This window comes from Actinomadura sp. (assembly GCF_044508335.1).
Taxonomy (GTDB): Bacteria; Actinomycetota; Actinomycetes; order Streptosporangiales; family Streptosporangiaceae; genus Spirillospora.
On sequence record NZ_JBIQHY010000019.1, the window covers coordinates 32,686 to 58,223 of the forward strand.

The following is a 25,538-nucleotide window of genomic DNA, read 5'->3' on the forward strand; positions in this document are numbered from 1 at the left end:
CATCACCGGGCGGCGCACGGCCGGGCGGGGCTCATGACGGGCTGGTACAACCCGCCGATCCCCTGGCGCGAGTTCGAGGAGCGGCTGTCGTGGCGCCCGGCCGCGCGGCCGCCCGCGGAGGCGCCGGCGCCGCCCGGTCCACCGCGCCGCGCCGAGGCCGAGACGGCGTGGGCGGAGCTGCACGTGCACTCGTCGTTCAGCTTCCTTGACGGGGCCAGCGACCCCGCCTCGCTCGTCGCGGAGGCGGCGCGGCTCGGCGTGGAGACGATGGCGATCACCGACCACGACGGCATGTACGGGGCGGTGCAGTTCGCGCAGGCCGCGCGCGACGCCGGCGTCGGGACGGTGTTCGGCGCGGAGCTGAGCCTCGGCCCGCCGGGCCCGCGGACCGGGGAGCCCGACCCGGCGGGGCGGCACCTGCTGGTCCTGGCGCGCGGCGCGCAGGGGTACGCGCGGCTGTGCTCGGCGATCACGTCGGCGCAGCTCGCGGGCGGGAAGAAGGGCCGCCCCGTCTACGACCCGGACGCGCTCGCCGGGGCGCACGGCGGCCACTGGGCGGTGCTGACCGGATGCCGCAAGGGGGCGGTCCCGGCGGCGCTGGAGGCGGGCGGCCCGGACGCCGCGGAGCGGGAGCTGCGCGACCTGATCGCCGTGTTCGGCCGCGGCAACGTGTTCGTCGAGCTGGTCGACCACGACCAGCCGGACGACGACCTGCGCAACGACGCCCTCTACGAGCTGGCGCACCGCACCGGGGCCGGCGTCGTGGCGTCCAACAACGTGCACTTCGCGGCGCCCGGGGCGGACGCGCGGCTGGCGCAGGCGCTGGCCGCCGTCCGCGCCCGCCGCGCCCTGGACGACATGGTCGGCTGGCTCCCGGCCGGCGGCACCGCCCACATCCGGTCCGGGGCGGAGATGGCGCGGCGGCTGGCGCGGTTCCCCGGCGTCCGGGAGCGGACGGTCGAGCTGGCCCGCGAGTGCCGGTTCGGGTTCGACGTGGTCGCGCCCCGGCTGCCCGACTGGCCCGTCCCGGACGGCCACACCGAGGCGACCTGGCTGCGGCGCCTGGTCGCGGAGGGCGCGCGCGAGCGGTACGGGCCGCCGGAGCGCGAGCGGGTGCCGGGCGCGTACGCGCAGATCGCCAAGGAGCTGGACGTCATCGAGCAGCTCGGCTTCCCCGGCTACTTCCTGATCGTCCACGACATCGTGGAGTTCTGCCGGAGCAGGGGCATCCTGTGCCAGGGGCGCGGATCTGCGGCCAACTCGGCGGTCTGCTACGCGCTCGGCATCACGGGCGTCGACGCCGTCCGGCACGGCCTGCTGTTCGAGCGGTTCCTGTCCCCCGGGCGGGACGGCCCGCCCGACATCGACCTCGACATCGAGCACAGGCGCCGCGAGGAGGCCATCCAGTACGTGTACGAGAAGTACGGGCGGGAGTGCACGGCGCAGGTCGCGAACGTGATCAGCTATAGGCCGCGGATGGCCGTGCGGGACGCGGCCCGCGCCCTCGGCTTCTCCCCCGGCCAGCAGGACGCCTGGTCGAAGGGCATCGACCCGCGCGACCCCGTCGGGTCGGAGACCGACGTCCCGGCGCCGGTGCTCGACCTGGCCGGCCGCATGCTGAAGCTGCCCCGCCACCTCGGCATCCACTCCGGCGGCATGGTGATCGCCGACCGCCCGGTCGGGGAGATCTGCCCGATCGAGTGGGCGGCCATGCCGGGCCGCAGCGTCCTGCAGTGGGACAAGGACGACTGCGCGGCGGCCGGCCTGGTGAAGTTCGACCTGCTCGGGCTCGGCATGCTCGCCGCGCTGCACGACTGCTTCGACCTGGTGGACGAGCACCACGGGCGCCGCTACGACCTGCAGTCCGTCCCGCCGGAGGACCCGCTCGTCTACGACATGCTGTGCGACGCCGACACGGTCGGGGTGTTCCAGGTGGAGTCGCGGGCGCAGATGGCGACGCTGCCGCGCCTGCGGCCCCGCGAGTTCTACGACCTGGTGGTGGAGGTGGCGCTGATCCGGCCGGGGCCGATCCAGGGCGGGTCCGTCCACCCGTACCTGCGCCGCCGGAAGGGCCTGGAGCCGGCCGTCTGCCCCCACCCGCTGATGGAGCCCGCGCTCGGCCGGACGCTCGGCGTGCCGCTGTTCCAGGAGCAGATGATGCAGCTCGCCGTCGACTGCGCGGGGTTCACACCCGCGGAGTCGGACCAGCTCAGGCAGGCGATGGGCGCCAAGCGCGCCCCCGAGCGGGTGGAGCGGCTGCGGCGCCGGCTGCTGGACGGGATGGCCGAGCGCGGCATCCCGTCCGACATCGCGGAGAGCGTCTACGAGAAGATCCTCGGCTTCACCGGGTTCGGGTTCCCCGAGTCGCACGCGCAGAGCTTCGCCCACCTCGTCTACGCCAGCGCCTACCTGAAGCGCCACTACCCGGCCGCGTTCACCGCCGCCCTGGTGCGCAACCAGCCGATGGGGTTCTACAGCCCGCAGAGCCTCGTCGCGGACGCCAGGCACCACGGCGTCGAGGTCAGGAGCGTGGACATCAACGCCAGCGGCGTCCACCCGACGCTGGAGGAACCGGTCGAGGTCGTCTCCGACCACCCGCACGCGCCGAGCGAGCCGCAGCCGGCGATCCGGCTCGGCCTGTCCGGCATCCGGAACCTGGGCGACGACACCGCGGAGGCGATCGCGGCGGGACGCCCCTACACGAGCATGGAGGACCTCGCCCGGCGGGTGCCGCTGTCGGCCGGGGCGCTGGAGGCGCTCGCGACGGCGGGCGCGTTCGACGGGCTCGGCCTGTCGCGCCGCGAAGCGCTGTGGGCGGCGGGTGCGCTCGCGGGCTCGGGACCGGGGCGGCTGGAGGGCGTGACGCCGGGCGCGTCGGCGCCGGCGCTGCCCCCGATGACGCCGATCGAGGAGACGCTCGCCGACCTGTGGGCCACCGGCGTGTCCCGCGTCCATCCGGTCGCGCACGTCCGGGAGGCCCTGGACGAGACGGGCGCGCTGCCGGCCGCGCGGCTCGCCGCCGTGCCGGGCGAGACGAACGTCCTCGTCGCCGGGCTCGTCACCCACCGGCAGCGCCCGCCGACCGCCGGCGGCATCGTTTTCATGACGCTGGAGGACGAGACCGGCATCATCAACGTGGTGTGCCCGCCGCCGGTGTTCCAGCGGTACCGGGGCCTCGCCGTCGACGCGCAGGCGCTGCTGGTCAGCGGGCGGCTGGAGCGCGCCGACGGGGTCGCGAACGTCCGCGCCGCCCGGCTGCGCCGGCTGCCGGTCCCCGGCCGCGTCAAGGCCCGCGATTTCCATTGATCCGCGGACGCTAGAACCTCGGGCCGCCCTCTGTCATCGTATGGAAGCGTTGGGGCCGCGTGCCGCCGCGGGGCGGCCGCCAAGACGCGGCTCGCCGGGAAAAGGTGATCTCCATGGACGGGCCGCGAGCGTCCTCCCTGCGCGAGCTGCGCCCGGACGACCCCACGCGGATCGGCCGGTACCGCATCGAGGCCAAGATCGGCGAGGGCGGGATGGGCGCGGTCTACCTGGGCCGCGGCGAGGACGGACGCCAGGTCGCGGTGAAGGTCGTCCGCGCCGAGCTGGCCGGCGACCGGACGTTCCTCGCCCGCTTCCACGACGAGGCCGCCAACGCCCAGCGCGTCGCGTCGTTCTGCACCGCGCAGGTCCTCGAACACGGCGAGGACCTCGGCCTCGCCTACATGGTGACCGAGTACATCGACGGGCCCTCGCTGCTGGAGCACGTCAGCGAGAACGGCGCGCTGTCGCCCGGGATGCTGCACGGCGTCGCGGTCGGCGTCGCCGCCGCGCTCGTCGCCATCCACAGCGCGGGGCTGGTGCACCGCGACCTCAAGCCGAGCAACGTGCTGCTGTCCATCTCCGGCCCCCGGGTGATCGACTTCGGGATCGCCCGCGCGCTGGACATGGTGTCCTCGCACACCCGGACCGGGCAGGTCGTCGGGACGCCCGGCTGGATCGCGCCCGAGCAGATCACCACGCAGCAGGTCACCACGGCCGTGGACGTGTTCGCCTGGGGCTGCCTCGTGGCGTACGCGGCGAGCGGCCGCAACCCGTTCGGGCAGGGCTCGTTCCAGATCCTCGCGGCCCGCGCCGTGCACGCCGAACCGGAGGTCGGCGACCTGCCGCCGTCGCTGTCGGGACTCGTCCAGGCGGCGCTGCGCAAGGACCCCGGCGCCCGGCCGAGCGCCCGCGAGCTGCTGCTCGCGCTGGTGGGCGGCGGCGGGGAGGCGGCGGTGACGACCGAGCTGGGCGAGTCGTGGACGTCTCCCCCGCTCGCGGCGGACCCGAGCACCACCGCGCGCGACGGCGCGTCCGCACCGTCTCCGCCGCGGCCGTCGCCTCCGCGGCCTTCGCCCCAGCTTCCGCCGCAGCCCCAGGCTTCACCGCAGCCCCAGGCTTCACCGCAGCCTCAGGCTTCGCCGCAGCCTCAGGCTTCGCCGCAGCCCCAAGTCCAACCCCAAGCCCAGCCCCGGCCTCAACCGGACCCCCAGGCCCAGCCGCGGCCCCAGGCTCAGCCGCGGCATTCGCCGATGCCCGCGGCGGAGCCGGCGACCCGGCCGGCGCCGGAGCAGCAGCCCACCGCCTACGCGCCGCCGCCGCGGCCGTGGCGGCCGCCGCCTCCGGGGAGGTCCCGGCGCAACACGCTGATCGCCGCGTCGGTGGCGGCCGCGCTGGTGGCGGCGGCCGTGGCGGGCGGCGTCTACTACCTGAACCGGCCGTCCGGCAAGACGGGGGACGCGGGCGCGAAGCCGGCGGCGTTCCCGTCCGGGCCGCTGCTGGTGCGCATCGACACCGAACCCGGCTGGCCGAAGACGTGCCACGCCGACATCGGCCTGTTCACGCCGGGCGGGGCCGTGCGGACGCTGGTCGGCGGGCCGTCCTGCGACACCCTGCCCGAGCGGTCGCCGGACGGCCGGCTCGTCGCGTTCACCCGGAGCGGCGGCGGGAGCACCGCGGCGTGGGTGATGAACGCCGACGGCACCGGCGCCCGGAAGGTCACCGACATCGCGGGCGGGCGGGTGGCCTGGTCGCCCGACGGCACCCGCCTCGCCTACATGGGCCGGCAGGGCGGCGCCAAGCAGATCTTCACGATCGGCCTGCGGGACCACAAGGTCACCCAGCTCACCGACGACGACTCGGCCAAGGACGACCCGATGTGGTCGCCCAAGGGGCGGATCGTGTTCTGGAGCAAGCGCGACGGCGCCGAGCAGATCTACACCCTCGACCCGGACCGCCCTGGCGGCGCCTGGACGCGGCTGACCAGGGACGGCGTCCGCTCGGTCGACCCCGAGTGGTCGCCGGACGGGTCGAAGATCGCCTTCACCCGGGGCACGTCCGAGGAGAGCGCGATCTGGACGATGAACGCCGACGGGTCCGCGGCGCGGGCCGTCACCTCCGGCGGCGGGCACGACATGGACCCCGGGTGGTCCCGCGACGGCCGCTGGATCTGCTACGTGCGGGGCGCGACCAGCGACCCGGTGCTGCACGCCGTCCGGGCGGACGGCACCGGCGACCGCGTCCTCACCCCCGCCGGGAGCGTCCTCGGGCACCCGAACTGGGCGTGACCCCGGTCAGCCGGTGATCATGTCGAGGCGGCGCAGGATGACGCCCTCGCGCAGCGCCCACGGGCAGATCTCCAGCTCGGTCAGCTCGAACAGGTCCATCGCGGCGTCCGCGACGATCGCGCCCGCGAGCAGCAGCTCGGCGCGGCTCTCCGACACCCCGGGCAGCCCCGCGCGCTCCGCCGACGGCATCGGCGCGAGCTTCTCCGCCCAGTCCGTCACGTCGGCGTCGGACAGGGCGCGGCGCTGGTACGGCCCGTCGGCGCTCGGCGCGGCCCCGGCGATCCGGGCGAGCTGCTTGAACGTCTTGGACGTGGCGACCGCGTGGTCGGCGGCCCCGTAGCGGGCGACGTCCCCGACGTGCCGGGCGATCTCCGCGCGGACGTGCCGGCGCAGGTCGCGGATCTCCTCCGGCGGCGGCGGGTCGGCGGTGAACCAGCCGCGGGTGAGCCGGCCCGCGCCGAGCGGCAGCGAGATCGCCACATCCGGCTCCTCGTCGATGCCGGACGCGATCTCCAGCGAGCCGCCGCCGATGTCGACGACCAGCAGCCGCCCCGAGGACCAGCCGAACCAGCGGCGGACGGCGAGGAACGTCAGCCGCGCCTCCTCCTCGCCGGGCATCGAGCGGATGTCGATCGACTTGTCGGCGCGGATCCGGGCGAGCACGTCCTCGCCGTTGGCGGCGTCGCGGACGGCCGACGTCGCGAACGCGACCAGGTCCTCGACGCCCTTGTCCTCGGCGACCTGCAGCGCCTCGTCGACGAAGTCGCGCAGCAGCGCCTCGCCCTCCTCGGACAGGCGGTCGGAGTCGTCCAGGTGGGCGGTGAGCCGCAGATCGGCCTTGTGGGAGTACGCGGGCAGGGGCCGCGCCCCCTGGTGGGCGTCGACCACCAGCAGGTGCACGGTGTTCGAGCCCACGTCCAGCACGCCGAGTCGCATGCCTGCGACGCTACCGGACGCCCCGCGGCGCGGGTGCGGCCCGGTCGGCGGCCGGTTGCGGCTACGGTGGCGGGCATGGAAGCGGGATCGCAGCGCCGGTGGAGAGTGCCCCCAGGTCACGTGGCGGTGAAGTGCGCCGCCGCGGCGGCCGTCACGGCGCTCATCGTCCTCTACAGCCACGACCCGCAGTTCCTGTTCCTCGCCGGAGCCGCGGCGATCGGGCTGAACGCGCTCGCGCTGCGCGACCTGGTCGCGCCGGTCCGGCTCGCCGCCGACGGGGACGGGCTCACGGTCGTCGCCGGCTACGCGGGGCACCGGCGCATCGGCTGGGACGAGGTGCGCACGATCAGGGTCGACGAGCGGCGCCGGCTGCTGCTGCACACGCGGATGCTGGAGATCGAGACCGCCGACGACCTGCACCTGCTCAGCGCGTTCGACCTCGGCTCCGACGTCCACGACGTCGCCGACGAGCTGTACCGGCTGCGGGCCCGCACGGACCGCTAGGGCTCGGGCAGCTCGTCCGGGGTCGGGTAGGAGCTCTGCGCGCCCCGCCTGCGGACGGCCGCGGCGCCGGCGCGGGCGGCGTACCGGGCGGCGTCGCGCAGCGCGTCGCCGCGCGCGAGGCGCAGGCACAGCGCGGCGGTGAAGGCGTCGCCCGCGCCGGTCGTGTCGACGGCGTCGGTCTTCGGGGACGGGACCGCCGCGACGCCCTCGCCGTCGGCGACCACGGCGCCCTCGGCGCCGAGGGTGACGACGGCGGAGCGGGGCCCGGAGCGGGCGAGCGCCGCCGCGGTCTCGCGGGGGTCGCCGCCGGCGCCGCCGAGGACGAACGCGGCCTCGTGCTCGTTGACGACCAGCGGGTCGCAGAGGGCGAGCAGCCCGGCGGGGACGGGCGCGGGCGGCGACAGGTTGAGCACGACCCGCCCGCCCGCCTCCGCCGCGGCGCGGGCGGCGGCCTCCACGGCCGGCAGCGGCACCTCAAGCTGGAAGGACACGACGGACGCCCCGGCGATCATCGCGCGGGCGGCCTCGACGTCGGCCGGGGTGAGCCGGGCGTTCGCGCCGGGCGAGACGATGATGCTGTTGTCGCCGTCCGGCCCGATCGTGATGAGCGCGACGCCGGTCGGCACGCCGGGCGTGGTCGCGAGGTGGGCGAGGTCCACGCCGCCGGCGGCGAGCGCGCCGCGCAGCAGCTCGCCGTGCCCGTCGTCGCCGACCCGCCCGACGATCCCGGCCCGGCCGCCGAGCCGCGCCGCCGCGACCGCCTGGTTGGCGCCCTTCCCGCCCGGATGGACGACGAGGTCGGAGCCGAGCACGGTCTCCCCCGGCGCCGGCCGCCGGCCGACCTCGACCACCAGATCCGCGTTGACCGACCCGACCACGGCGACTTCCCACTGCCCGACCACGCAGTAACCACTACAGGTCCGGCGGTCCCCGCGCAACCGCTGGTCAGGCCGGGTGCAGCTCGGCCAGGTCGACGTCCTCGGCGAGTTCTTCGACGGAGGCGTAGTAGCCGCGGCCGGCGAGCATCCCGTTTCGCGTCACCAAGAAGGCGCTGTCCCCGTGAACGCCCGCGTACTCCGCCAGGACCCGGTGTGCGCCCGTCAACCGCACCGCCGTCACGCGCAGCCCGCCGGGCCCCGCCCAGCTCCCCCGATCATCCTCCATGCACGGAACGTTACGTATCGCTACGCTCAGTAGCGCCACCGGGTTCCGCCGTCGAGTTGCCGCCCGCCCGCCGATGGCACGATCATGACCGGGTGAGCGACTTCTCGGACGGGACCTCCGCCGGCCTGGACACCGGCTCCCCCAACGTCGCGCGGATGTACGACTACTGGCTCGGCGGGAAGGACAACTTCGCCGCCGACCGGGAGGCCGCCGAGCGCGTCGTGGAGATCTCCGAGGGGCGCGTCGTGCGGGGCGTCCGCCTCAACCGCGCGTTCCTGCGCGCCGCGGTGCGCGCCGCCGCCGAGGCCGGCGTCCGGCAGTTCCTCGACCTCGGGTCCGGGCTGCCGACGCAGGAGAACGTGCACGAGGCCGCGGCGGCCGCCGCCCCCGGCGCGCGGACCGTCTACGTCGACAACGACCCGGTCGTCTGCGCGCACGGCCGGGCGCTGCTCGCGGGCGCGGGGAACGTCGGGTTCGCCGAGGCCGACCTGCGCCGCCCGGACGCGGTGCTCGGCCATCCGGTCGTCCGCGACATGATCGACTTCTCCGCGCCGGTGGCGCTGCTGCTGGTGTCGGTGCTGCACTTCGTGGACGACGCCGACGATCCGCACGCGCTGGTCGCCCGCTACCGCGACGCGCTCGCGCCCGGCGGCCGGCTGATCCTGTCGCACCTGGCCACCGACGCCTTCCCGGAACAGATGGCGCGGGCCGAGCAGGTCTACGAGGGGGCGAGCGCGCGGCTCGGCGCCCGCCCGAGCGCGCTGATCCGCCGCTTCTTCGACGGGTTCGAGCTGCTCCCGCCGGGCCTCACCGGCCCCCGCGAGTGGCTGGAGGGCGGCGGGACCGACGGCGAGCGCTTCGCCGGCCTCGTCGGCACGGGCGTGCTGCGCTGACCGCTACCCCTCCCGCCGGCCGCTCCGGTCGCGGGCGATCTCCCGGAAGGCGTCCTTGAAGACCGCGTAGCGCTCCTCGCCCAGGGCGCGCCGGTGCCGGTCCTCGATGCCGGCGATGATGGCGCGGGCCTTGGCCATCTCGTCCAGCCCGCGCTCGGTGGGCACGATCAGCTTGGCGCGGCGGTCGGCGGGGTCGGGCTCGCGGCGGACGTAGCCGAGCGCGGCCAGCTCGTCCACGATCGTGCCGACGATCTGCTTGTGCCGCCCGGAGCGGGCCGACAGCTCGGTCGCCCGCGACCCGCCCGCGTCCAGGAAGGCCAGCACGGCGCCGTGCCGCGGCCGGACGTCCGGGTGGCCCTCCTCGGCCAGCCGCTCGAACAGCTCCTCCCGCAGCGCCCGCGTCAGCCGCGCCGCCAGCATCGCCAGGTCGGGCTCCCGCCCTCCGGCCCCGTCCTCAGTGGTCACGAATATTGACTATATATCGGTCGTCGCTGAGGGCGGCGTGGACGCGGGCGCAGGCGTCCGAGCCCTGATCGCCGGGTTGGACGCGTACGCCCCGGGGGTCGCGCGGCTCGTCGGGGCCGTCCGCGGGCTCCGCGACACGGGCGGCTTCCTCCCGCCGGACCTGCCTCCGGACCCGCCGGGCTGAGCTCAGGGAGCGACCTGCACCAGCTCGATCCCCAGGAGGTCGGCGAGGGACTCCAGATCGGCGGTCAGGCGGCCGGTGCCGAGCGCCCAGTGGTGGGAGATGCCGGTGGCGCTCCACGCGTCGACCCACTCGCCGGGGTCGCAGCCGAAGTCGACGCGGGACGTGGTGTTGCCGATCTGCAGCAGCGGCCCGTCCACGGTCTCGCCCTCGGACGCGACGAACGCGAACCGGCCGTCGCGCCGCTGGACGATCCCGAACGCGGTGACCGGCCCGTGCTTGACGTCGAACTCCACCGACACGCCGTAGCCGCGCTTGCCGTGGTAGACGCCGAGGCCGCGCAGCAGCGGGCGGCGGGCGCTGATCGCCAGGTGCGCGGGTCCGTCGTGGCCCATCTCGACGTGGCCGCGGCGGAAGTCCAGGGCCTGCAGCTCGGTGAACGAGCCGCCCGCGCCGAGCCGGTCGGCGATCAGCATGGCGAGGGAGGTGCGCAGCTCGTACTCGCCGGCGGCGGGGACGCCGCGGGCGGTCAGCAGCGAGGCGCCGAGGATCATGCCGGCGCCGAGGCGCTCGTGGATCTCGCCGTCCAGGCCGCGGTGGTAGTAGGCGAGGCTGTCGAGGGCGAAGTCCTCGGCGAGGCGGTCCAGGCCGACGGCGACCCGCGCCGCCCACGTCAGGTCGTCGTCGTCGACGGACGCGTCCAGCTCGAAGATCTTCTCCGCCTCGGCCTTCTTCGCGGCGGTCTCGGCGTCGGTGACCTTCTCCACCCGGACGCGCAGGTCGTCGAACTCCAGCACCTCGACGTGCCCGCCGAAGTTGGCGCTGACCAGGGTCAGGTCGGTGGAGACGTCCAGCATGCCCGGGTACAGGTGGCCCATCAGGCCGTGCCGGCCCCTGCGCAGCGCGGCCCGGACCCCGGCGGCCCGCACCCAGCGGCCGATCTTCGCCCAGGCCCGCTCGTCCTCCAGGTATCCGGACACCGAGCGGAACGGGACGCCGCAGCGCTCGAACGCGTTGGCCATCTCCGGCAGCGGGCAGGCGCCGCAGTAGGCGAGCCACTGCCCGGTGTCGAACGTCGCGTGGTCCATCGACTCGGTCGGCTGCAGGTTGATCAGCAGGACGGGCGCGTCCGCCCGCTGCGCGACCGGGACCAGCATCGACGCGGTCATGTAGGTGGTGAGGAAGCCGACGATGATGTCGCAGCCGGCGGCGCGGAGCCGCTCGGCCGCGGCGGCGCCCTCCTGCGCGTCGGAGATGAACCCGGCGTCGACGACCTCGGCGCCGAGCCCGCGCATCCGCTCGGCGACGCGCCCGGCGGAGCGCTTCAGCTGCGGCAGCAGGTCGGGGAACTGCGGCCAGTACGCGCCGAGCCCCCCGGCGACGAGACCGACCTTGACGGGCGGGGAGGCGGTTTCTGCGAACTTCTCGGGCACGTCCATCGTTGTCCTTCCGGGTTCCTTTGGTCGAGCGGGCCCTACGGGACGGCCGGCGGCCCGGGTGGGGACGGTGCGGCGGCGGACGTGTGTGAGCGCCGCCGCACCGTCCGGGCCCCGGCCGTCCCTCCTTTCCGGTGATGCCCCGTCAGCGCAGGAAGGCGGCGGCGACGCCGGCGTCGACCGGGATGTGCAGTCCGGTGGTGCGGGTCAGGTCCCCGCCGGTGAGGGCGAACACGGCCGCGGCTACGTGCTCGGGCAGCACCTCGCGCTTCAGCAGCGTCCGCTGGGCGTAGAACTCGCCGAGCTTCTCCTCCTCCACTCCGTACACGGCGGCGCGCTGGGCGCCCCAGCCGCCGGCGAAGATGCCGGAGCCGCGCACCACCCCGTCGGGGTTGACGCCGTTGACGCGGATGCCGTGCTCGCCGAGCTCGGCGGCCAGCAGCCGCACCTGGTGCGCCTGGTCGGCCTTCGTCGCGCCGTAGGCGATGTTGTTCGGCCCGGCGAACACGCCGTTCTTGGACGCGATGTAGACGATGTCGCCGCCCATGCCCTGCTCGACCATCACGCGGGCGGTCTCGCGGGACACCAGGAACGAGCCGCGCGCCATGACGTCGTGCTGCAGGTCCCAGTCGGCGGCGGTCGTCTCCAGCAGCGGCTTGGAGATCGACAGGCCGGCGTTGTTCACGACGAGGTCGACGCCGCCGAACGCCAGGACCGCCTCCCGGACGGCCGCCGCGACCTCCTCCTCGGAGGTGACGTCGGCGCCGACCGCGACGGCGGCGTCCGGCGCGCGGAGCGCCGTCGCGCCGATCTCGGCCGCGACCTTCTCGGCGGCCGCGAGGTCCCGGTCGGCGACCGCGACGCAGGCGCCCTCGGCGGCCAGGCGGCGGGCGGTGGCCGCGCCGATGCCGGAGCCGCCGCCGGTGACCAGCGCGACCCGCGCGGCGAGGGGCTTGGGCTTCGGCATGCGGCGGAGCTTGGCCTCCTCCAGCTCCCAGTACTCGATGCGGAACTTCTCCGCCTCGTCGATCGGCGCGTACGACGACAGCGCCTCCGCGCCGCGCATCACGTTGATCGCGTTGACGTAGAACTCGCCGGCCACCCGGGCGGTCTGCTTGTTCGCGCCGAAGGAGAACATGCCGACGCCGGGGACCAGGACGATCGCCGGGTCCGCGCCGCGCATCGGCGGCGAGCCGGGCGCGGCGTGCCGGTCGTAGTAGGCCGCGTACTCCTCGCGGTAGGCGGCGTGGAGCTCCTTCAGGCGCGCCTTGACGTCGTCGAGCGGCGCGTCCGGCGGCAGGTCCAGGACCATCGGGCGCACCTTGGTGCGCAGGAAGTGGTCCGGGCAGGACGTGCCGAGCGCCGCGAGCCGCGGGTGCTCGGCGCGGGACACGAAGTCGAGCACGGCCTCGCCGTCGGTGAAGTGCCCGACCTGCGGCCGGTCGGTGGACGCCAGCCCCCGCAGCAGCGGGAACAGGGCGGCGGCGCGGGCGCGCCGCTCGCCCTCCGGCAGCGCCGGGTGGACCACCTCGCCGAACGGGTCGGCCCGGCCGTGCTCGGCGATGTAGGTCTCGGCGGTGCGGATGATGTCGAGCGAGTTGGCCTTGCACTCCTCGCTCGTGTCGCCCCAGGCCGTGATGCCGTGCCCGCCGAGGATCACCCCGATCGCCCGCGGGTTGGCGCGCTTGATCTCGGCGATGTCGAGGCCGAGCTGGAAGCCGGGCCGCCGCCACGGCACCCACGCGACCCGGTCGCCGAAGATCCGCCGGGTCAGCTCCTCGCCGTCGGCGGCCGTCGCGATCGCGATGCCGGAGTCGGGGTGCAGGTGGTCGACGTGCGCGGCATCGACCAGGCCGTGCATGGCGGTGTCGATGGACGGCGCCGCGCCGCCCCTGCCGTGCAGGCAGTAGTCGAACGCGGCGACCATCTCATCCTCGCGCTCGACGCCCGGATACACGTCGACGAGGGCGCGCATCCGGTCCAGGCGCAGCACCGCCAGGCCCTCCTCGGTGAGGGTGCCGAGGTCGCCGCCCGAGCCCTTGACCCACATCAGCTCGACGTCGCGGGCCGTCACGGGGTCGGTGACGGTGCCCTTGGCCGAGGCGTTGCCGCCCGCGTAGTTGGTGTTGCGCGGGTCCGAGCCGAGGGTGTTGGCCCGTTCGAGCAGCTGCTCCACCTCGGGCGGGGTGGCAGTCATCGGTTCGTCTCCTTCACCTGTCAGGCGCCCCAGCCGGCGCCCTGGCCGTCCTTGCGCTCCTCGACGATCCGCTCGTAGTAGCCGGACTCCTTGTAGGCCGCGACCGGGTCGGGGTGCAGGCCCATCTCCTCGCGCAGCTCGGCGAGCAGCGGCCGGACGTCGGTGTTGTAGGCGTCCATGAAGATCGCGTTGGCCTCCAGGACGTCGCCGGCCGCCTGCGCGGCGCGCAGCGCGTCCCCGTCCACCAGCAGCGCCTTCGCCGTGGCCTCCTGCACGTTCATCACCGAGCGGATCTGGCCCTGGATCTTCGGCTCGACGTTGTGGCACTGGTCGAGCATGAACGCCACGCCCGCCTCGGGGTCGTAGCCGCCGCCCCGCACCACCTCGTACATGATCCGGAACAGCTGGAACGGGTCGGCGGCGCCCACCATCAGGTCGTCGTCGGCGTAGAAGCGGGAGTTGAAGTCGAACCCGCCGAGCTTCCCCTCGCGCAGCAGGAACGCCACGATGAACTCGATGTTGGTGCCGGGCGCGTGGTGCCCGGTGTCGACGACGACCTGCGCCTTCGGGCCGAGCTTGACGCAGTGCGCGTAGGAGGAGCCCCAGTCCGGCAGGTCGGTCATGTAGAAGGCGGGCTCGAACAGCTTGTACTCCAGCAGGAACCGCTGGCCGTCGCCGAGCCGCTCGTACACGGCGGCGAGCGCCTCGGCCATCCGGTCCTGCCGGGCGCGGATGTCGTCCTGCCCCGGGTAGTTCGTCCCGTCGGAGAACCACAGCTTCAGGTCGCGGGACCCGGTCAGGTCCATGATGTCGACCGCTTCGAGCAGGTGGTCCAGGGCTTTGCGGCGGACGGCGGGGTCGGGGTTGGTGACGCTGCCGAGCATGTAGTCGTCGTCCTGGAACACGTTGGTGTTCACGGCCCCGATCCGCACGCCGCGCTCCTCCGCGTACGCGGCCAGCGCGGCGTAGTCGTCCACCCTGTCCCAGGGGATGTGGACGGCCACGCTGGGCGCGACGCCGGTGAACCGGTGCACCTGCGCGGCGTCGTCGATCTTCTCCTGCGGGGTGCGCGGCACGCCCCGCTGGGCGAAGACCTTGAACCGGGTCCCCGAGTTCCCGTACGCCCACGAGGGAGTCTCGATCTGCTGGCGGCGCAGGGCGTCCTTCACCGCGCTGGTGTCGTTCACGGTTACCTCTCTCAATCCAGGTGGAAGACCTCGGCGAGCGGCCGCATGCCCTCGTCGGGGCGGCCGTCGAGGTCCTCGAAGTACTGCGCCATCTCCGCCTGCCAGCGGGCGTTGACCTCGGTGCGGGCCATCGCCTCCTGGGCGGCCTGGAAGTCGTCGGTCTCCAGGTAGCCGACGAGGAGGCCGTCCTCCCGCAGGAACAGCGAGTAGTTGCGCCAGCCGGTGTCGCGCAGCGCGTTCAACATGTCGGGCCAGACCCCCCGGTGGCGCTCCTTGTACTCCTCCAGGCGGTCCTGCCGGACCTTCAGCAGGAAGCAGACGCGCTTCGTGCGTTCGGGCATGGGCCGATCAGCCTTTCCGCCCGGGGGCGGCGTCCGCCGCCCCCGGGCCGCTCCGCTCGTCCTCAGAAGTGGTAGTCGTCGATGTTCTTGGCGTCGAAGACCGTGGGCGGGCCGAGGATGACCTCGCCGCCCGAGCCGATCGTGCGCTCGCCGAGCTTGCCGGCCTTGAACTTCTCGCCCTCGGCTCCGGTGATCTGGCCGGACGACAGCGCCGCCGCCGCGTAGGCGGCCAGGTAGCCGAGGTTCTTGGGGTCCCACAGCTCGAATTTCTCGACCGTGCCGTCCTTGACGAACTTGCGCATCTGGTCGGGGGTGCCGAGGCCGGTCAGCACGACCTTGCCCTTGTACTTGGAGCCGGAGATGTAGCGGGCCGCGGCGGCGATGCCGACGGTGGTCGGCGAGATGATGCCCTTGAGGTTGGGGTACGCCTGCAGCAGGCCCTGCGTCTGCTGGAACGACTTCTGGTCGTCGTCGTCGCCGTAGGCGACCTTGACGAGCTTCATCTTCGAGTACTCGGGCTTGGCGAGCTCGTCCTTCATGAACTTGATCCAGGTGTTCTGGTTCGTGGCGTTCGCCGTCGCCGACAGGATCGCGATCTCGCCCTCGTGGCCGATCTGCTCGGCGAGGAGCTTGACCTCGCTGCGGCCGATCTCCTCGGAGCTGGCCTGGTTGATGAACACGTCCCGGCACTCGGGGTTGGTGTCGGAGTCGTAGGCGACGATCTTGATGTTCTTGGCCATCGCCTGCTTCAGCGGGCCGCACACCGCGTTCTCGTCGTTGGCGGCGATGAGGATCGCGTCGTGCCGCTGCTGGATGAGCGTGTTGATGTAGGAGACCTGGGAGGACGCGGACGCGTCGGACGGGCCGACCTCCTTGGCCTCCGCGCCGAACTCCTTGGCCGCGCCGATGCCGGCGTTGTCGACGATCGTCTCGTAGGGGTTGTTGACCTGCTTGGGGAGGAACGCCAGCTTCAGGCCCTTCTTCAGCGGCGCGTTCGGGTTCGCCGTGGCGTTGCCTCCGGCGGCCTTGGCCTCCCCGGAGCCGGAGTCGTTCTTGGTCGTGCCGCCGCAGGCGGCCATGCCGAGGGCCAGGACGCTCGCCGTGGCGACGGCCGCCAGCCGGCGCGGGGCGCGCAGACGAATGGTCATCACGATTGCCTTTCGGGGTCGGGAGGAATGCGGCGGGGGGACGTGTCTCAAGGGGTCAGGTGGGGGCGGGGGCCGCGGGTCTCGCGCCCCGCCGCCTCCCTCGCGCGTCGCGGGCCACGGCGATCAGCCGCGGGGTGAGGACGCTGACGATGAGGAGCAGCCCGGTGACGATCGACTGGACCTCGGTGGAGACGTCGTTGAGCATCAGCAGGTTGCGGAGCAGGCCGATGAGCAGCACGGCCGCGATGACGCCGCCGAGCGTGCCCTTGCCGCCGTCGAAGTCGACGCCGCCGAGCAGCACCGCCGCGATGACGGCGAGCTCCAGGCCGAGGCCGTTGTCGGCGCGGGCGCTGCCGTAGCGGAGCGTGTAGACGATGCCCGCGAACCCGGCGACCAGGCCGGACACCGTGAACAGGATCAGCTTGATGCGCTTGACCCGGATGCCGGCGAAGTAGGCGGCGTCCTCCTGCGCGCCGATCGCGAACAGCGACCGGCCGACGCCGGTGGCGTGCAGGACGACTCCGGTCGCGGCGGCCAGCAGGACGAACAGCGCGATCGGGTACGGGATCGGGGTGCCGGGGACGGACGAGGTGGCGAGGTCGGTGTAGGCGAACGGGAACTCCGAGACGGCCCCGGTGCCGAGCGTCACGTACGCGAGCCCCCGGTAGAGGGTCATCGTGCCGATCGTCACGGCCAGGGACGGCAGCCCCAGCCTGGTCACGAGCAGCCCGTTGACCAGGCCGCAGACGAGGCCCACGACGAGCACGATCGGGATGATCGTCTCGATCGCCATGCCGCCGTCCCACATCTTGCCGGTGAGCGCGCTGCACAGCCCGAGGACCGAGGCCACCGACAGGTCGACCTGCCCGCACACGACCAGCAGCGTCATCGGCAGCGCGATCAGCGCGATCTCCGACAGGTCGTCCAGCGCGAACGACAGGTTGTCGTCACTGGCGAAGTCGGGCGAGAACCCGGCGCCGCCGGCGAACACCACGACCAGCAGGGCGGTGACGGCGGTCTCCCACCGCATCAGCCCTCCGAGGCGGCTCATGCCCGTCCCTCCTTCTCCTGCGGGACCGTCTCCGCGGCGTCCCGGTGCGCGGCGGATTCGAGGGACCGCTGCTTCAGCGCCCGGGTGACGCGCAGCGCCAGCAGCCGGTCCACGCTGATGGCGAGCAGCAGCAGGACGCCGGTGATCGCGTCCTGCCAGAACGAGTTGACCTTGAGCACCACCAGCACGCTGCCGATGGTGGTGAGCAGCAGGCCGCCGAGCGCGGCCCCGTACACCGTCCCGACGCCGCCGGTGATGGCGACGCCGCCGACGACGACGGCCGCGACGACCGTCAGCTCCCAGCCGTGCGCGGCGTCCGCGACGACGGTGCCGAACCGGGCGAGCCACAGCACCCCGGCCAAGCCGGCGAGCGCGCCGCTGACCAGGTAGGCGGTGAGGACGCGGCGGCGGATCGGCACGCCCGCGAGCCGCGCGGCCTCCGGGCTGGACCCGATCGCGTAGAACTCGCGCCCGGACGAGTAGGAGCGCAGGTAGTACCCGGCCGCCAGCATCACCGCGACGGTGACGATCGGCAGGTAGGGGACGCCGAGGATCCCGTCGTTGCCGAGCTTCAGCACCGAGGACGGCAGCTCGGCGGCGCCGATCTGCTGCCCGTGGGCGATGCGGTAGTCCAGGCCCTGGATCACGTACAGCGTGCCGAGCGTGACGACGAGGGAGGGGACGCGGCAGAAGCTGACCAGCAGCCCGTTGGCCAGCCCGCACGCCAGCCCGATCGCGACGCCGAAGAGCAGCACCGGCACGACGCCGTGGCCGCCCTCGGCGGCGAACTTGCCGGCGCTGAACGCGACGAGCCCGACGACGGACCCGACCGACAGGTCGATGTTGCGGGTCACCACGACCACCGTCTGCCCCACGGCGAGCAGCACGAGGATGGAGGCGTTGAGGAAGATGTCCTTGACGCCCTGCCCGGACAGGAACCGCGGGTTGGCGATCGTGGTCGCGACGACCAGGACGACGAGGCCGCCGAGGATGCTCATCTCGCGGGCGCGCAGCACCAGCTCGACCAGGCGGCGGCCGCCGCCCGCCGGGCCGCCCGCGCCGCCCGGCCGCGCCGGAGTCTCGGTGAGAACGGTCATCGGGCACCGCCCATCCGGGGGACGACCCCGCCCATCCGGGGGACGACCCCCAGATCCCCGCGGGGGCGGCACGACGATCCTCGCTTCGCTGCGGTCGTCATGCCGCTTCCCCCGTTCCCGCGCGGCCGGTGGCCGCGGCCATCACGCTCTCCTCGGTCGCGTCCGCGCGGGCGATCTCGGCGGTGAGCCGCCCCTCGTGCATGACGAGGACGCGGTCGGCCATGCCGAGCACCTCCGGCAGGTCGGAGGAGATCATCAGCACCGCGAGGTCCTGCGCGGCCAGCTCCGACAGCAGCCGGTGCACCTCGGCCTTGGTGCCGACGTCGATGCCGCGGGTCGGCTCGTCCACGATGAGCACGGCCGGCTCGGTGGCGAGCCACTTGGCGAGCACGACCTTCTGCTGGTTCCCGCCGGACAGGACGCCGACGGCGTCGCTGAGCCGGGAGTACTTGAGCCGGAGCCGCAGCCCCCAGTCGGCGGCGCGGTCCCGCTCGACCCGCCGGGAGATCAGGCCGCCGCGCCCGGTGGCGCGGCGCAGCGCCTTCAGCTGGGTGAGGCCCATGTTCCGCTCGATGGACATGTCCATGACGAGGCCCTGCTGGCGGCGGTCCTCGGGGACGAGCGCGAGCCCGGCCGACATCGCGGCGGTGGGGCTGCCCGCGGGCAGGGCGCGCCCCTGCACCTCGACGGCGCCGGCGTCCCAGCGGTCCACCCCGAAGATCGCGCGGGCGACCTCGCTGCGGCCGGCGCCGACCAGCCCGGCCAGCGCGACGATCTCGCCGCGGCGGACCTCGAAGGAGACGTCGGTGAAGGCGCCCTCGCGGGTCAGCCGGCTGACCTTGAGCGCGACCTCGCCGGGCGTCACGTCCTGCTTGGGGTAGAGGGCGTCGAGGTCGCGGCCGACCATCCGGCGGACGAGGTCGTCCGGGGTGATGTCCTCGGTGAGGTCGGTGCCGACGTGGGCGCCGTCGCGCAGGGTCGTGACCCGCCGGCAGAGCTCGAAGATCTCCTCCAGCCGGTGCGAGATGAACAGCACCGCGCAGCCCTGGTCGCGCAGCGTGCGGGTCACCGCGAACAGGCGGGCGACCTCCTGGCCGGTGAGCGCGGCGGTGGGCTCGTCCATGATGAGGACCCGCGCGTCCCGGGAGATGGCCTTGGCGATCTCGACGACCTGCTGGTCGGCGATCGACAGGCCGCGGGCCGGCTGCTGCGGGTCCAGCGCGACGCCGAGCCGCTCGAAGAGCCTCGCGGTCTCGGCGTGCATCGCGCGGCGGTCGATGCGGCCGAGCGCGGCGCGGGGCTGGCGGCCCATGAAGATGTTCTCGGCGACCGACAGGTCGGGGAACAGCGTGGGCTCCTGGTAGATGACGGCGACGCCCGCGGCCTGCGCGTCGGCGGGGCCGCCGAAGACCACCGGCTCCCCGTCCACGCGGACCTCGCCCGCGTCGGGGCGGTGCACTCCTGCGAACGTTTTTACGACCGTGGACTTGCCGGCCCCGTTCTCGCCGGCGAGGGCGTGCACCTCGCCCGCGTGCAGCTCCAGCGTGACGCCCTGCAGGGCGCGCACGGCGCCGAACGACTTGCTCACGTTGACCAGTGCCAATGTCGGCGGCGCCGACCGGCCCGGTGCGTTCATGGCGGCCCTCCTCGCGGGGGACGTCGGTTTCCCGCAGCTGAAAAACGTTTTAACGTGATGTTGCGCAGGACGCTAGATGTGACCCGGAGCACCCGTCAAGAGGGGATCCGTTCGAAGACCCGGCCGGAAGCGGCGAAAACACCGTCCGGACAAGGGCGGCGGAACTTTCCGAAGTCGTTCCGCCGGGGCCGCGCCGCCGGGATCCGGCCGCCCGGGTTCCGACTCTGGGGTTGACACGTTTTAATGACATGACCCAAAGTGAGCGGCGACACAGACGGACGGACCGGGGGACGCGCATTGAGCAGGACGGTCGGCATCAAGCAGGTCGCGGAGCGCGCCGGCGTCTCCCCCGGCACCGTGTCCAACGTGCTCAACCGGCCCGAACGGGTCGCCGAGGCGACCCGCGCCCGCGTCGAGCAGGCGATCCGCGAGCTGGGGTTCGTCCGCAACGGCTCGGCGTCCACGCTGCGCGCCGGGCACAGCAGCACGCTGGGGCTGATGGTGCTCGACCTCGCCAACCCGTTCTTCACCGACGTGGCGCGCGGCGTGGAGGACATCGCCAGCGAGCGCGGCTACGCGGTGCTGCTGGCGTCGTCGGCCGAGTCGGCGGAGCGGGAGCAGCGCAACCTGCGGGTGTTCGCCGAGCAGCGGGTGCGCGGCGTGCTGCTGACCCCGTTCGGCGACGACGGGGAGACCGCCGACCGGCTGCGGGAGCGCAACGTCCCGGTGGTGCTGCTCGACCATCCGACGCCGCGGGCCAACCAGTGCTCGGTCGCCGTCGACGACGTGGCGGGCGGCGAGCTGGCGGTCCGCGAGCTGCTCGACGGCGGGGCCCGCACGCTGGCGTTCGTCACCGGGCCGATGGTGCTGCGGCAGTGCGCCGACCGGCGCAGGGGCGCGCTGCGGGCGCTGCGCGCCGCCGGGCTCGGCCGCGAGGCGATGCGCGAGGTCCCGGTCGGCGCGATGAACGCGCGGTCGGGGCAGGAGGCGGCGCGGCGGCTGCTGGAGACGGGCCCGCCGCTGCCGGACGCGATCTTCTGCGCGAACGACCTGCTCGCGCTCGGGGTGCTGCGCGTCCTGCTGCAGGCCGGGATCAAGGTGCCGACTGACGTGGCCTTGATCGGGTACGACGACATCGAGTTCTCGGCGGCCGCCGCCGTCCCCCTCAGCTCGGTGCGGCAGCCGACCTACCAGCTCGGCCGCATCGCGACCGAGCTGCTGCTGGAGGAGTGCGACGAGTCGGCCGGGCACGCCCACCAGCAGGTCATGTTCCAGCCCGAACTGGTCGTCCGCGAGTCCAGCCGTTCAGCGTCCGGAGGCCCATCATGAGCACGGCGAACCCGAGGGTGCGGGGGGTCGTCCCCCGGCGGAGGCGCGGATGAAGGTCGCGCTGTTCCTCACCTGCGTCAACGACACGATGTTCCCCGAGACGGGGAAGGCGATGGTGCGGCTGCTGCGGCGGCTCGGCCACGACGTGGAGTTCCCCGAGTCGCAGACCTGCTGCGGGCAGATGCACCTCAACACCGGGTACCGGGAGCAGGCGCTGCACCTGGTGAAGGGGTTCGCGGAGACGTTCGAGCCCTACGACGCGGTGGTGGCGCCGTCCGCGTCGTGCGCCGCGATGGTCCGGGACTGGCATCCGCGGCTGGCGCCGCGCACCGCCGGGGTCGCCTCCCGCGTGCACGAGCTGTCGGAGTTCCTGGTGGACGTCCTCGGCGTCACCGACGTCGGCGCGTACTTCCCGCACCGCGTCACCTACCACCCGACGTGCCACTCCCTGCGGATGCTGCGCGTCGGCGACCGGCCGCTGCGGCTGCTGCGCGAGGTCCGCGGCATCGAGCTGGCCGACCTGCCGGACGCGGCGGAGTGCTGCGGGTTCGGCGGGACGTTCGCACTGAAGAACGCCGAGGTGTCGGCCGCGATGTGCGCGGACAAGGTCACCGCCGTCCGGCGGACGGGGGCCGAGGTGCTGTGCGCGGCCGACAACTCGTGCCTGATGCACATCGGCGGCGCCCTCACCCGCACCCGCGCGGGGGTGCGGACGATCCACCTGGCCGAGATCCTCGCGTCGACCGAGGAGGACCCGTCATGACGTCTTCTTCCAGGCCCGCCTCTTCTTCCATGCCCGACTCCGCCATGCCCACCTATGTCGGGATGCCGTCGTTCCCGGACGCGGCCAGGCGGGCGGTGGCGGACACCCGGCTGCGCGGCAACCTCGCGCACGCGACCACCACGATCCGCGACAAGCGCGCCGCCGCGGTCGCGGAGCTGGCCGACTGGCCCGCGCTGCGCGAGGCGGGCAAGCAGATCAAGGACCACGTCCTCGCGAACCTCGGCCACTACCTGCGGCTGCTGGAGGAGAAGGTCACCGAGGCCGGCGGGACGGTGCACTGGGCGCGCGACGCCGGCGAGGCCAACCGGATCGTCGCGGACCTGGTGAAGGCGACCGGCGAGACCGAGGTCGTCAAGGTCAAGTCGATGGCCACGCAGGAGATCGGGCTGAACGAGTACCTCGCCGAGGAGGGCGTCACCGCCTACGAGACCGACCTCGCCGAGCTGATCGTCCAGCTCGGCGGCGACCGGCCGTCGCACATCCTCGTCCCGGCCATCCACCGGAACCGGTCCGACATCCGCGACATCTTCCTGCGCGCGATGGACGACGCGCCCGAGGGGCTGACCGACTCCCCCGCGGCGCTGGCCGAGGCGGCGCGGCGGCACCTGCGCGCCAAGTTCCTGTCGGCGAAGGTCGGCGTGTCGGGCGTGAACTTCGCGGTCGCCGACACCGGCACGCTCGTCGTCCTGGAGTCGGAGGGCAACGGGCGGATGTGCCTGACGCTCCCGGAGACGCTGATCTCGGTGATGGGCGTGGAGAAGATCGTGCCGAGCTGGCGGGACCTGGAGGTGTTCCTGCAGCTGCTGCCCCGCTCCTCGACGGCCGAGCGGATGAACCCCTACACCTCCGCCTGGACGGGCGTCACCCCCGGCGACGGCCCGCGCGACTTCCACCTCGTGCTGCTGGACAACGGCCGCACGGCCACGCTCGCCGACGAGGTGGGGCGGCAGGCGCTGCGCTGCATCCGCTGCTCGGCGTGCCTGAACGTGTGCCCGGTCTACCAGCGCGCGGGCGGCCACGCCTACGGGTCGCCGTACCCGGGGCCGATCGGCGCGATCCTGTCGCCGCAGATCAGGGGCATCGGCTCGGACGTGGACGCCTCCCTGCCCTTCGCGTCGTCGCTGTGCGGGGCGTGCTTCGAGGCGTGCCCCGTCGCGATCGACATCCCCGAAGTGCTCGTGCATCTGCGGGCGCGCGCGGTGGAGAAGGGTCCGCGGCATCCGCTGGAACGGGTCGCGATGAAGGCGGCCGGGTGGACGCTGCGCTCCCCGACCCGGCTGGCGCTCGCGCAGCGCGGCGCGTCCGCGAGCCGCCGGATCGTCGGGCGCGGCGGCCGGATACGGCGGCTGCCGGGGCCGCTGAACGCCTGGACCGAGACGCGGGACGCGCCCGCCCCGCCGAAGGAGTCGTTCCGCGCCTGGTGGGCCCGCACCGGCGGCGGACGGAAGGAGGACGGCCGGTGACCGCGCGCGAGGAGATCCTGCGCCGCATCGAGGGCGTCGCGCCCACCCGCCCGGCCGCCGAGGTCGCGGCCTCCTACGCCCGGATCGACCGCTCCTACCTGCGCCGCCACCATGACGACGACGGCGTCCTCGACCTGTTCGCCGAGCGGGTCGCCGACTACCGCGCGACCGTCCTGCGGGTGGCGGAGTCGGAGGTCGCCTCGGCGGTCGCGGAGCGGCTGGCGGCCCGCCCCGGCCCGTACGGCGTCCCGTCCGACCTGCCCGCCGAATGGACGGCGGCCACGGACGCGGCGCTCGTCCGCGACTACTCCGTGGCGTCCCTCGACCGGGTGGCGGGCGCGGTCACCGGCTGCGCCGCCGCGATCGCCGAGACCGGCACGATCGTCCTGGACCACGGCGCCGCGCAGGGGCCGCGCGCCCTGTCGCTCGTGCCCGACTACCACCTGATCGTGGTGCTCGCCGAGCAGGTGGCGCCGGACGTGCCGGAGGCGCTCGAACGGCTCGACCCGTCGCGCCCGCTGACGTTCGTGTCCGGCCCGTCGGCGACGAGCGACATCGAGCTGTCCCGGGTGGAGGGCGTGCACGGGCCCCGCACGCTGGAGGTCCTGGTCGTCCGATGAGCGCCGCCACTTTCGCCGCCGTCGACCTGGGCGCGTCCAGCGGCCGCGTGATGGCCGGGCACGTCGGCCCCGGAACCCTCGAACTGGAGGAGGTACGCCGGTTCCCGAACCGGCCCGTCCGCGCCGGCGGCACCCTGTACTGGGACATCCTCGGCCTCTACGGCAACGTCCTGGACGGGCTGCGCGCCGCGCCGCCCGGCCTCGCGTCGGTCGGGATCGACTCGTGGGCGGTCGACTACGGCCTGCTGGGCCCGGACGGCGCCCTGCTCGGCAACCCCGTCCACTACCGCGACGCCCGCACCGACGGCGTCATGGACCGCGTCCGCGCCGAGCTGGGCGACGACCTCCTCTACCGGACGTCGGGGCTGCAGTTCCTGCCGTTCAACACGATCTACCAGCTCGCGGCGGACGACCTGTCCCGGGCGAGCACGCTGCTGCTCATCCCCGACCTGCTGGCGTACTGGCTCACCGGCGAGATCGGCGCCGAGCGCACCAACGCCTCCACGACCGGCCTGCTGGACGTGCGCGAGGGGACCTGGTCGCGCGATCTGCTCGCCCGCCTCGGCCTCCCGGCGGGGATCCTCCCGCCGCTCCGCGACCCGGGCTCGGTGATCGGGCGGTTCCGCCCGGACGTGGCGGCCGAGACCGGCCACGGCCCGCTTCCGGTCACCGCCGTCGGCTCGCACGACACCGCCTCCGCCGTCGCCGCCGTGCCCGCCGCCGGGGGCGGGTTCGGCTACATCTCGTGCGGCACCTGGTCGCTGGTCGGCGTCGAGCTGGACGCGCCGGTGCTGACCCGGGAGAGCCGCGAGGCCAACTTCACCAACGAGGCGGGAGTGGACGGGACGGTCCGCTACCTGCGCAACGTCATGGGCCTGTGGCTGCTCCAGGAGTGCCTTCGGGCCTGGGGCGGCCCCGACCTGCCCGCCCTGCTCGCCGAGGCCGGGCGCGTCCCCGGCCTGCGCTCGCTGATCGACCCCGACGACCCGGAGTTCCTGCCGCCCGGCGACATGCCGGCCCGCATCGCCGCGCACTGCCGCCGCCGCGGGTTCCCCGCGCCGTCCACCCGCGCCGAGACCGTCCGCTGCATCATGGACAGCCTCGCCCTGGCGCACCGCGCCGCGCTGCGCCGGGCCGCCGCGCTGTCCGGCGTCGACGTCGAGGTCGTGCACCTGGTGGGCGGCGGCAGCCGCAACGACCTGCTGTGCCGGCTGACCGCCGACGCCGCCGGGCTGCCGGTGGCGGCCGGGCCGGTCGAGGCGACGGCCCTCGGCAACGTGCTGGCCCAGGCCCGCGCCCACGGCGTCGTCAAGGACCTCGCCGAGGCCCGCGCGCTGGTCGCGGCCACCCAGGACGTGCGCCGGTACGAGCCGTCGGGCGACGGCTCCCGGTGGCGGGACGCCGCCGTCCGGCTGGGCCTGGAGAGCTGAGCCCGGCGGCCCGGCGCCGGCGGCCGGGCCCGCACCGGAGCCGGCGTCCGGGATGTCACGAGGCCGCGACGGTTTACCCACCCGA

At 74.2% G+C, this 25,538-nt stretch carries 22 protein-coding genes; 10 read left to right on the top strand and 12 right to left on the bottom strand.

Annotated features, from left to right (window positions below; genetic code table 11):
• Positions 1 to 33 precede the first annotated feature (33 nt).
• Both ACIWVC_RS10150 and ACIWVC_RS10155 read left to right on the top strand, forming a co-directional pair.
• Positions 34 to 3,306: an error-prone DNA polymerase gene (locus ACIWVC_RS10150; RefSeq protein ID WP_396454037.1), complete on the top strand. Its 3,273-nt coding sequence runs from the start codon at positions 34 to 36 to the stop codon at positions 3,304 to 3,306.
• 113 nt (positions 3,307 to 3,419) lie between these two features.
• Entirely contained in the window at positions 3,420 to 5,591 is a 2,172-nt protein-coding gene (locus ACIWVC_RS10155) for a protein kinase (protein ID WP_396446916.1), read from the top strand.
• A 6-nt stretch (positions 5,592 to 5,597) separates the two neighbouring features.
• Here ACIWVC_RS10155 and ACIWVC_RS10160 read toward each other — a convergent pair whose 3' ends face one another.
• A complete protein-coding gene (locus ACIWVC_RS10160; RefSeq protein ID WP_396446915.1) occupies positions 5,598 to 6,527 on the bottom strand; it encodes a Ppx/GppA family phosphatase in 930 nt (309 codons plus the stop codon).
• Between the two features lie 75 nt (positions 6,528 to 6,602).
• On the opposite strand from ACIWVC_RS10160, the gene ACIWVC_RS10165 reads away from it, so the two are divergent.
• Positions 6,603 to 7,031, top strand: coding sequence for a PH domain-containing protein (locus ACIWVC_RS10165; RefSeq protein WP_396446914.1), 429 nt, complete (start codon positions 6,603 to 6,605; stop codon positions 7,029 to 7,031).
• Here the strand turns inward: ACIWVC_RS10165 and ACIWVC_RS10170 are convergent.
• Entirely contained in the window at positions 7,028 to 7,933 is a 906-nt protein-coding gene (locus tag ACIWVC_RS10170) for a ribokinase (RefSeq protein ID WP_396446913.1), read from the bottom strand. The two genes, ACIWVC_RS10165 and ACIWVC_RS10170, sit on opposite strands and share 4 nt — an antisense overlap.
• Positions 7,934 to 7,976: 43 nt before the next feature.
• Entirely contained in the window at positions 7,977 to 8,195 is a 219-nt protein-coding gene (locus tag ACIWVC_RS10175) for a hypothetical protein (RefSeq protein ID WP_396446912.1), read from the bottom strand.
• A gap of 92 nt (positions 8,196 to 8,287) precedes the next feature.
• Here ACIWVC_RS10175 and ACIWVC_RS10180 point away from each other — a divergent pair, with 92 nt between their 5' ends.
• Positions 8,288 to 9,088, top strand: coding sequence for an SAM-dependent methyltransferase (locus tag ACIWVC_RS10180; RefSeq protein ID WP_396454038.1), 801 nt, complete (start codon positions 8,288 to 8,290; stop codon positions 9,086 to 9,088).
• A 3-nt stretch (positions 9,089 to 9,091) separates the two neighbouring features.
• On the opposite strand, the gene ACIWVC_RS10185 is transcribed toward ACIWVC_RS10180, so the two are convergent.
• Positions 9,092 to 9,553 (bottom strand): MarR family winged helix-turn-helix transcriptional regulator, encoded by a 462-nt coding sequence (locus ACIWVC_RS10185; protein WP_396454039.1) that lies wholly within the window; start codon positions 9,551 to 9,553, stop codon positions 9,092 to 9,094.
• A 37-nt stretch (positions 9,554 to 9,590) separates the two neighbouring features.
• Between ACIWVC_RS10185 and ACIWVC_RS10190 the strand changes: the two genes are divergently transcribed.
• Positions 9,591 to 9,737 carry a hypothetical protein gene (locus ACIWVC_RS10190; protein ID WP_396446909.1) on the top strand — a complete coding sequence of 49 codons (147 nt, stop codon included), beginning with the start codon at positions 9,591 to 9,593 and terminating at the stop codon, positions 9,735 to 9,737.
• Between the two features lie 2 nt (positions 9,738 to 9,739).
• Here the strand turns inward: ACIWVC_RS10190 and ACIWVC_RS10195 are convergent, their stop codons facing one another.
• The 8 genes from ACIWVC_RS10195 to ACIWVC_RS10230 all read right to left on the bottom strand — a co-directional run bounded on the left by ACIWVC_RS10195 (position 9,740) and on the right by ACIWVC_RS10230 (position 19,827).
• Positions 9,740 to 11,173: an arabinose isomerase gene (locus ACIWVC_RS10195; RefSeq protein ID WP_396454040.1), complete on the bottom strand. Its 1,434-nt coding sequence runs from the start codon at positions 11,171 to 11,173 to the stop codon at positions 9,740 to 9,742.
• Between the two features lie 142 nt (positions 11,174 to 11,315).
• Entirely contained in the window at positions 11,316 to 13,391 is a 2,076-nt protein-coding gene (locus ACIWVC_RS10200; protein WP_396454056.1) for a bifunctional aldolase/short-chain dehydrogenase, read from the bottom strand.
• A complete protein-coding gene (gene rhaI / locus ACIWVC_RS10205; protein WP_396446907.1) occupies positions 13,388 to 14,554 on the bottom strand; it encodes an L-rhamnose isomerase in 1,167 nt (388 codons plus the stop codon). Before rhaI ends, ACIWVC_RS10200 begins: the two co-directional genes overlap by 4 nt.
• Before the next feature lie 11 nt (positions 14,555 to 14,565).
• Positions 14,566 to 14,895, bottom strand: a complete 330-nt coding sequence (locus ACIWVC_RS10210) for an L-rhamnose mutarotase (RefSeq protein ID WP_396446906.1) — start codon at positions 14,893 to 14,895, stop codon at positions 14,566 to 14,568.
• A 62-nt stretch (positions 14,896 to 14,957) separates the two neighbouring features.
• Positions 14,958 to 16,043 (bottom strand): rhamnose ABC transporter substrate-binding protein, encoded by a 1,086-nt coding sequence (gene rhaS / locus ACIWVC_RS10215; RefSeq protein ID WP_396446905.1) that lies wholly within the window; start codon positions 16,041 to 16,043, stop codon positions 14,958 to 14,960.
• Between the two features lie 55 nt (positions 16,044 to 16,098).
• Positions 16,099 to 17,094, bottom strand: a complete 996-nt coding sequence (locus tag ACIWVC_RS10220; RefSeq protein ID WP_396446904.1) for an ABC transporter permease — start codon at positions 17,092 to 17,094, stop codon at positions 16,099 to 16,101.
• Entirely contained in the window at positions 17,091 to 18,191 is a 1,101-nt protein-coding gene (locus ACIWVC_RS10225) for an ABC transporter permease (protein WP_396446903.1), read from the bottom strand. Before ACIWVC_RS10225 ends, ACIWVC_RS10220 begins: the two co-directional genes overlap by 4 nt.
• A gap of 97 nt (positions 18,192 to 18,288) precedes the next feature.
• Positions 18,289 to 19,827: a sugar ABC transporter ATP-binding protein gene (locus ACIWVC_RS10230; RefSeq protein WP_396446902.1), complete on the bottom strand. Its 1,539-nt coding sequence runs from the start codon at positions 19,825 to 19,827 to the stop codon at positions 18,289 to 18,291.
• 297 nt (positions 19,828 to 20,124) lie between these two features.
• Between ACIWVC_RS10230 and ACIWVC_RS10235 the strand changes: the two genes are divergently transcribed.
• From ACIWVC_RS10235 to ACIWVC_RS10255, 5 genes are all read left to right on the top strand, one after another.
• Positions 20,125 to 21,156, top strand: a complete 1,032-nt coding sequence (locus ACIWVC_RS10235) for a LacI family DNA-binding transcriptional regulator (protein WP_396446901.1) — start codon at positions 20,125 to 20,127, stop codon at positions 21,154 to 21,156.
• A gap of 49 nt (positions 21,157 to 21,205) precedes the next feature.
• Entirely contained in the window at positions 21,206 to 21,919 is a 714-nt protein-coding gene (locus tag ACIWVC_RS10240) for a (Fe-S)-binding protein (protein ID WP_396446900.1), read from the top strand.
• Positions 21,920 to 21,981: 62 nt separating this feature from the next.
• Positions 21,982 to 23,403 carry a LutB/LldF family L-lactate oxidation iron-sulfur protein gene (locus ACIWVC_RS10245; protein ID WP_396446950.1) on the top strand — a complete coding sequence of 474 codons (1,422 nt, stop codon included), beginning with the start codon at positions 21,982 to 21,984 and terminating at the stop codon, positions 23,401 to 23,403.
• On the top strand, positions 23,400 to 24,023 hold the full coding sequence (locus ACIWVC_RS10250; protein WP_396446899.1) for a lactate utilization protein C: 624 nt from the start codon (positions 23,400 to 23,402) through the stop codon (positions 24,021 to 24,023). Before ACIWVC_RS10245 ends, ACIWVC_RS10250 begins: the two co-directional genes overlap by 4 nt.
• Positions 24,020 to 25,453, top strand: a complete 1,434-nt coding sequence (locus ACIWVC_RS10255; protein ID WP_396446898.1) for a rhamnulokinase family protein — start codon at positions 24,020 to 24,022, stop codon at positions 25,451 to 25,453. Before ACIWVC_RS10250 ends, ACIWVC_RS10255 begins: the two co-directional genes overlap by 4 nt.
• Positions 25,454 to 25,538 lie beyond the last annotated feature (85 nt).

What these genes read in the sequence shown, in the direction of transcription:
- ACIWVC_RS10195 (WP_396454040.1), bottom strand. Translation starts at nt 11,173, where the DNA reads ATGGACGTGCCCGAGAAGTTCGCAGAAACCGCCTCCCCGCCCGTCAAG.
- ACIWVC_RS10155 (WP_396446916.1), top strand. Translation starts at nt 3,420, where the DNA reads ATGGACGGGCCGCGAGCGTCCTCCCTGCGCGAGCTGCGCCCGGACGAC.
- ACIWVC_RS10165 (WP_396446914.1), top strand. Translation starts at nt 6,603, where the DNA reads ATGGAAGCGGGATCGCAGCGCCGGTGGAGAGTGCCCCCAGGTCACGTG.
- ACIWVC_RS10230 (WP_396446902.1), bottom strand. Translation starts at nt 19,827, where the DNA reads ATGAACGCACCGGGCCGGTCGGCGCCGCCGACATTGGCACTGGTCAAC.
- ACIWVC_RS10175 (WP_396446912.1), bottom strand. Translation starts at nt 8,195, where the DNA reads ATGGAGGATGATCGGGGGAGCTGGGCGGGGCCCGGCGGGCTGCGCGTG.
- ACIWVC_RS10240 (WP_396446900.1), top strand. Translation starts at nt 21,206, where the DNA reads ATGAAGGTCGCGCTGTTCCTCACCTGCGTCAACGACACGATGTTCCCC.
- ACIWVC_RS10150 (WP_396454037.1), top strand. Translation starts at nt 34, where the DNA reads ATGACGGGCTGGTACAACCCGCCGATCCCCTGGCGCGAGTTCGAGGAG.
- ACIWVC_RS10210 (WP_396446906.1), bottom strand. Translation starts at nt 14,895, where the DNA reads ATGCCCGAACGCACGAAGCGCGTCTGCTTCCTGCTGAAGGTCCGGCAG.
- ACIWVC_RS10160 (WP_396446915.1), bottom strand. Translation starts at nt 6,527, where the DNA reads ATGCGACTCGGCGTGCTGGACGTGGGCTCGAACACCGTGCACCTGCTG.
- rhaS (WP_396446905.1), bottom strand. Translation starts at nt 16,043, where the DNA reads ATGACCATTCGTCTGCGCGCCCCGCGCCGGCTGGCGGCCGTCGCCACG.
- ACIWVC_RS10225 (WP_396446903.1), bottom strand. Translation starts at nt 18,191, where the DNA reads ATGACCGTTCTCACCGAGACTCCGGCGCGGCCGGGCGGCGCGGGCGGC.
- ACIWVC_RS10220 (WP_396446904.1), bottom strand. Translation starts at nt 17,094, where the DNA reads ATGAGCCGCCTCGGAGGGCTGATGCGGTGGGAGACCGCCGTCACCGCC.
- ACIWVC_RS10245 (WP_396446950.1), top strand. Translation starts at nt 21,982, where the DNA reads ATGCCGTCGTTCCCGGACGCGGCCAGGCGGGCGGTGGCGGACACCCGG.
- ACIWVC_RS10255 (WP_396446898.1), top strand. Translation starts at nt 24,020, where the DNA reads ATGAGCGCCGCCACTTTCGCCGCCGTCGACCTGGGCGCGTCCAGCGGC.